Raw genomic sequence first — 5,063 nt, 5'->3', positions numbered from 1 at the left:
TGCCAAGCGAGGAGCCCGGCAACGGGATCGAATGGGACGAGGCGGCGGTGAAAAAATACCTGGTGGCGTGATCGCGAGCGCGGCTCTCTCAACACCGACATTGCGAGGAGCCCTCGAGACGACAAAAACTCCAGATTGCTTCGCTGCGCACGCAATGAGGGAGGAAGGGCACCGGCGACATTCAACCGCACTCCGAGAGCAAGCGATACGAACCAGGGCGTGTACTCATAAATGAGGCGCTCGATCCTGCGCATGATGTCCGCTTATTCTTCAACAGCGGCACCAGAGCGGAAATCGTCGGAGGTCACCGAAGGGCCAACAGCTGCCATCGGCTCTATCACAAATACGCGGCGTATGAACTAATCCACACAATGATAGACATCAGCAACCCAATAGCACCGGCCTTCTCCGAAAAGACGGTTGCGGTCCCGGGCATGCCTACTCTCAACTGCGCCCTGTCGATCCCCTCTGGAATTGAGATCACGGCGGGATAGACCTTGGCTCCGCCAATCGAGCCGACACGAGCAAGCGTTCCAGAGACTGCGATCTGACCTTCACCTACCCCAGGGGGTATACCGATTATCTGGGCGTGAAAAATGCGGCCGGGGTGATTGTCGAACACAATTTTCACGGCGGCATCGGGTTTGACTGTTTCAAAACCATTCGGCGGAAACATTCCGATAAGCGTGATGTCATCCGTGACGATAAATGACAGAGCCGCACGCGACTGCAGAGCGCGATCACCCACGGCCAACGCCATGATCGTTACGACGCCATCGTTTGGAGCACGAACGGTTGTCTGCTCCAGCTCCCACTTCGCGTTTTCGAGCTGCGCCTCGATTTGAGCAACGGTCGTGTTTACACCGCCGATTTCCGAATCCATCGCGAGTTTGGCCGTAACCTGCGCCGCCTTGGCTGCCTGCAGCTGGTAATTCACCGTTTCGTATTGAACCTGGGTGTCCTGCATTTTGAATACCGACTGGGCCTGTTCTCCAGTCAGCTTCTCGATATCGGACATTCGCTTTTGATTGTACGCAAGCTGTGCCGTCAAACCCTCGACATTGGCGGTGGCCTGTTCATAGTTCGAAACGAGTTGCTTGGCCTGTTGCTTGGCCTGGGCAAAGGATGCATCGAGCTGCTTCACCTTTGTTTGAAAAGGCGACTGGTCAATCTGGAAGAGAACGGTTCTGGCTTTTACCGGAACGTTGGTCTTGACCGGAATCGACACGACCTGTCCAGAGACGTTTGGTGTGACCTCTACGACTCTAGAGATAACAGTCAGGCTGCCAGATGGGGTCAGGTAATTGAACAGCGCCATGAAGACCGCGACAATGGATGCGCCTACCAGCACTGTGACGGAGCCCGGGCCCCAGCCCCATTTGAGCAGCTTGAGTTTCGAAAACACAAGCCACACCAAAGCCAGGTAGAGACACACGATGATCAGCATTGCTTCGCTCTCCGTGATCGTAGTCGCACGCCCGCTTTGCGCAGCGCGTGATGGTCAACTCACTAACCCGGCTCGTACCGCATTCGCGCAACATCCCGAGTCAATAGCGCGGTCAGGATTACATGAAGGATGACCGCCGGCCATAAAAGGACGCCGGACAAACCACCTACAAAGCCGAGGTAGGCAAGATACAGCGTGACAAGCACGCTGTAGGCCAACATGCCAACGCGCGGCGGACCCGGCCAGCAAGCGATCCCCAAGGCAACCAGGGCGATGCCGCATACGCGCGCAATCGGTATGGCGATGCCAGCAAGTTGCTCACCGAGCAACAACTGGCCGACCAGCGAGGGAGCGATCAGCAGTACCAATCCGGTGACGGCCTCGCTGATGGCCGCGAATGCCAGCGCGCTTTTCATCGTTTGCCGGCGTTCGTGCCTGTTTTCTTGGCCTTCGGCTCTTCAATAGGATCAGGCTCGGGCGCTGGCGTAGCTCCGAGTTCGGCTTTTCCCTGCGCCGGGTCCTTGAGCTCCGGTTCGAGTTTAAACGTCAGTTTGTTGATCTTGCCGGTGAACTTAAACGGAGGATCGTAGCGATGCTCGATCATCGCGACGCCTGAGCGGGTGTCCATGCCGACATCGAAGGTCTCGTCCTCCGGGAATGTGACTGGTGTGCCGTGTTCGATGGTCTTCCGGTCCACTTCCTTGCCGTCCACGAGGAGCACGCCCGTGCCGCCCTTGCCCAGGCCTGGGCCATCGGACTTGAAGTCGAAGACGATGGTGTGCTTGCCGGCACCCAGCTCTGGCCCCGACCAGATCGTGCGCTTGAGGTTGAGCAGGTTGTAGAGGAACACGGGCTTGCCCGAACGAAAGCCTGCCACGCCCTTACTTAAGAAAAGCCCGTAGCCGCCGAAGCGTCCGCCTTCCGTGACGATCATGCCTTCAGCGCCGCCCTTGGGAATCTCGACCTCCGCGGTGATGGTGTAGGACTTGTTGAGGATGCTCGGAGCTGCGCTAGCGGGCACGCCGCTCAGTTCGCCCGAATAAGTGAAGACTGTGCGTCCCGCCGTTAGGCTCGGGCGCGACGCATTCCAGCGCGGGAGCGTCGTGTTGTCGAGCGGCAGAACATTGTACTTCTTCGCCTCGGAATCGAAGAGGGCCTGCATCTCTTTGACTTTGTCCGGCATCGCGGCGGCAAGGTCGTTGAACTGGGTGGGATCCTCCTGAACGTTATAAAGCTCCCACTTGTACCCGGTGAGTACATCCGGCGGCGGGGCGCTACTCAGCTCCCAAGGTAGGGTTACCGGCGTGGTCGAGGCCATCCATCCCTCGTGATAAATGCCGCGATTGCCGAGCATCTCGAAATATTGCGTCGGGTGTCGGGTTGGGGCGTTGGCGTTCGCCTTATCCCACGTGTACGCAATGCTCACGCCTTCGATGGGACTTTGCTTGATGCCGTTGACGATCTCGGGCTGGGAAATGCCAGTCGCTTCGAGGATGGTGGGAACGACGTCGATAACGTGGTGGAACTGGCGGCGGATGCCGCCAACGTCATTGATGTGGCCCGGCCAGGATATGGCCATTCCCTGAGCCGTACCGCCAAAGTGCGACGGCACCTGCTTCACCCACTTGAACGGTGTGCTCATCGCCCACGCCCACGGCGCGGCAAAGTGCGGGAACGTCTTGTCCGAACCCCAGAACGGGTACCAGAGGTACTGCGCCTTCACCGGCACCGGGACGCCGTTGAAGGTGGTGAACTCATTCGGCGTGCCCTTGAGCATACCTTCCGCGCTCGCACCGTTATCGCCGCTGATGTAAATGATCAGGGTGTTGTCGAGTTGGCCGAGGTCTTCGACGGCCTGGATGACTCGACCGATTTCGTTGTCGGTATAGGCGAGGTAAGCGCCATAGACATCGGCCTGCTTGATGAAGAGCTTCTTCTCCACGTCACTGATGGAATCCCACTGCGGCAGTTCTTTCGGCCACGGCGTCAGCTTGGCGTAGTCGGGCATGATGCCCAGCCGCTTCTGATTGGCAAAGATCGTTTCACGCAGCTTGTTCCAGCCTTCATCGAACAGGTGCATGTCGCCGATCTTCTTGATCCACTCCGGCGTCGGATGATGCGGGGCGTGCGTCCCGCCAGGGACGTAATAGACAAAGAACGGCTTGTCGGGCGCGATCTCTTTGAGCTGCTTCATGTACTGGATGGCATCGTCCGCCATCGCGGTTGTCAGATTCCAGTCGGGATTGCCCTGAAACGGATAGATTGCCGTCGTGTTGCGGAACAGATTGGGTTGCCACTGGCTGGCGTCGCCGCCGACGAAACCATAAAAGTATTCGAAACCCATGCCGTTGGGCCACTGATTGAACGGCCCGGCTTGGCTCGACTGGAACGAAGGTGTGTTGTGGTCCTTGCCGAACCACGACGTCGCGTACCCGTTTTCCTTCAGGATCGTGCCGATGGTGCCTTTGTCAATTGGGATGATTGTGTCGTAGCCTGGAAACCCTGTTGCCAGTTCGCCCACCACGCCTGTACCCACTGAGTGATGGTTGCGTCCCGTGATGATTGCCGCCCGCGTCGGCGAGCAGAGCGCCGTGGAGTGAAAATTAGTGTAGCGCAGCCCTTGCGCGGCGATGCGGTCGAGCGCCGGTGTAGGGACCACTCCGCCAAACGTGCCCGGCGCACCGAAGCCTGCATCGTCGGTCATAATGAGCAGCACATTGGGAGCACCCTTGGGCGGTACGACACGCGGAGCCCACCAGGACGTTGACTCCGAAGCCTTCTCCTTGATCACTCCGCCAAAATTCGGCTCGGGGGGCGGAAGTTGTTTTCCGTCGATCGTGGTGGTCGCGCCAGGTGACCCTGGCACGCCGGTGACCTGCTGCGCCAATGCGGGGAAGCTACTCAGGGCGAGAAGACTTGCGCCCGCGAGCGTGCTCAGGCTGATTTTCATGGCGAAGACTCCCGTTGAAAAGAGGCACTTGTCAAAGCCAAAAGGTTAGTGTTGCTGCATTGTGGGAGCCGCGAGTTGACACAGGTCAATCTTCCTCACCGCTAACGATGCGGTAGAGATGCTTAAAGAGCTAAGGAGCCGTGAGATGTCCGAGTTGGATCACTAGCGGCAACACTCAACCGATCAGACTATTTCCGCTCAGCCATGAGAAGCCGACATTGTCATTCATGAGTACACGCCCTAACGGTGCTCCATGACCACATGGCGCCCCTTGCTCATATCCGCGTCGTCGCGATCGGCCTGCACTGGCGAGACGGACGACTGCTCGCGGCCGAGGTCCGCGACGATGCAGGCGGGATCAAGGGCGTGCGGCCGCTCGGTGGCGAGATCGAGTTCGGCGAAAGCTGGCGGGCTGCCTTGGTGCGTGAATTCAACGAAGAGCTCGGCATCGACGTCATCCTCAAGGGCGAGCCGTTGATGCTGGAGAACATCTTCGTCCACGAGGGAGCAACCGGAGCGGCGCGCCGAAGCCGGTCAAGGCCTACAATTCGAAAGGGCTCGGAATCATGCCGGCCGGCGCTGCGGTCGAGGAAGCCCACAAGCTGCTGGCCGAGGGCTTCCAGGCTGCCAAAATCCGTGTCGGCCGGCCGGATGCGCGGGGGATCT

General features: G+C 59.0%; 4 protein-coding genes and 2 pseudogenes. 2 read left to right on the top strand and 4 right to left on the bottom strand.

The window, feature by feature from the left end; genetic code table 11:
- The 4 genes from AX729_RS40920 to AX729_RS16100 form a co-directional block, all read right to left on the bottom strand.
- A partial coding sequence (locus tag AX729_RS40920; RefSeq protein WP_210183196.1) for a hypothetical protein occupies positions 1-254 on the bottom strand: 254 nt, incomplete at its 3' end.
- A gap of 83 nt (positions 255-337) precedes the next feature.
- Positions 338-1,447: an HlyD family secretion protein gene (locus AX729_RS16110; protein ID WP_061024695.1), complete on the bottom strand. Its 1,110-nt coding sequence runs from the start codon at positions 1,445-1,447 to the stop codon at positions 338-340.
- A 62-nt stretch (positions 1,448-1,509) separates the two neighbouring features.
- Entirely contained in the window at positions 1,510-1,863 is a 354-nt protein-coding gene (locus AX729_RS16105) for a hypothetical protein (protein WP_061024693.1), read from the bottom strand.
- A complete protein-coding gene (locus AX729_RS16100) occupies positions 1,860-4,397 on the bottom strand; it encodes an arylsulfatase (RefSeq protein ID WP_061024691.1) in 2,538 nt (845 codons plus the stop codon). The genes AX729_RS16105 and AX729_RS16100 overlap by 4 nt, the downstream gene beginning before the upstream one ends.
- 253 nt (positions 4,398-4,650) lie before the next feature.
- Here AX729_RS16100 and AX729_RS39680 point away from each other — a divergent pair.
- A pseudogene (locus tag AX729_RS39680) lies at positions 4,651-4,913 on the top strand (NUDIX domain-containing protein); the annotation flags it as partial.
- A 2-nt stretch (positions 4,914-4,915) separates the two neighbouring features.
- Positions 4,916-5,063: pseudogene (locus tag AX729_RS41660) on the top strand (enolase C-terminal domain-like protein); the annotation flags it as partial.

This window comes from Bradyrhizobium sp. CCH5-F6 (assembly GCF_001556045.1).
Lineage (GTDB): Bacteria > Pseudomonadota > Alphaproteobacteria > Rhizobiales > Xanthobacteraceae > Bradyrhizobium.
This window is presented reverse-complemented; position numbering and strand designations above follow the sequence as displayed.

What these genes read in the sequence shown, in the direction of transcription:
- AX729_RS16100 (WP_061024691.1), bottom strand. Translation starts at nt 4,397, where the DNA reads ATGAAAATCAGCCTGAGCACGCTCGCGGGCGCAAGTCTTCTCGCCCTG.
- AX729_RS16105 (WP_061024693.1), bottom strand. Translation starts at nt 1,863, where the DNA reads ATGAAAAGCGCGCTGGCATTCGCGGCCATCAGCGAGGCCGTCACCGGA.
- AX729_RS16110 (WP_061024695.1), bottom strand. Translation starts at nt 1,447, where the DNA reads ATGCTGATCATCGTGTGTCTCTACCTGGCTTTGGTGTGGCTTGTGTTT.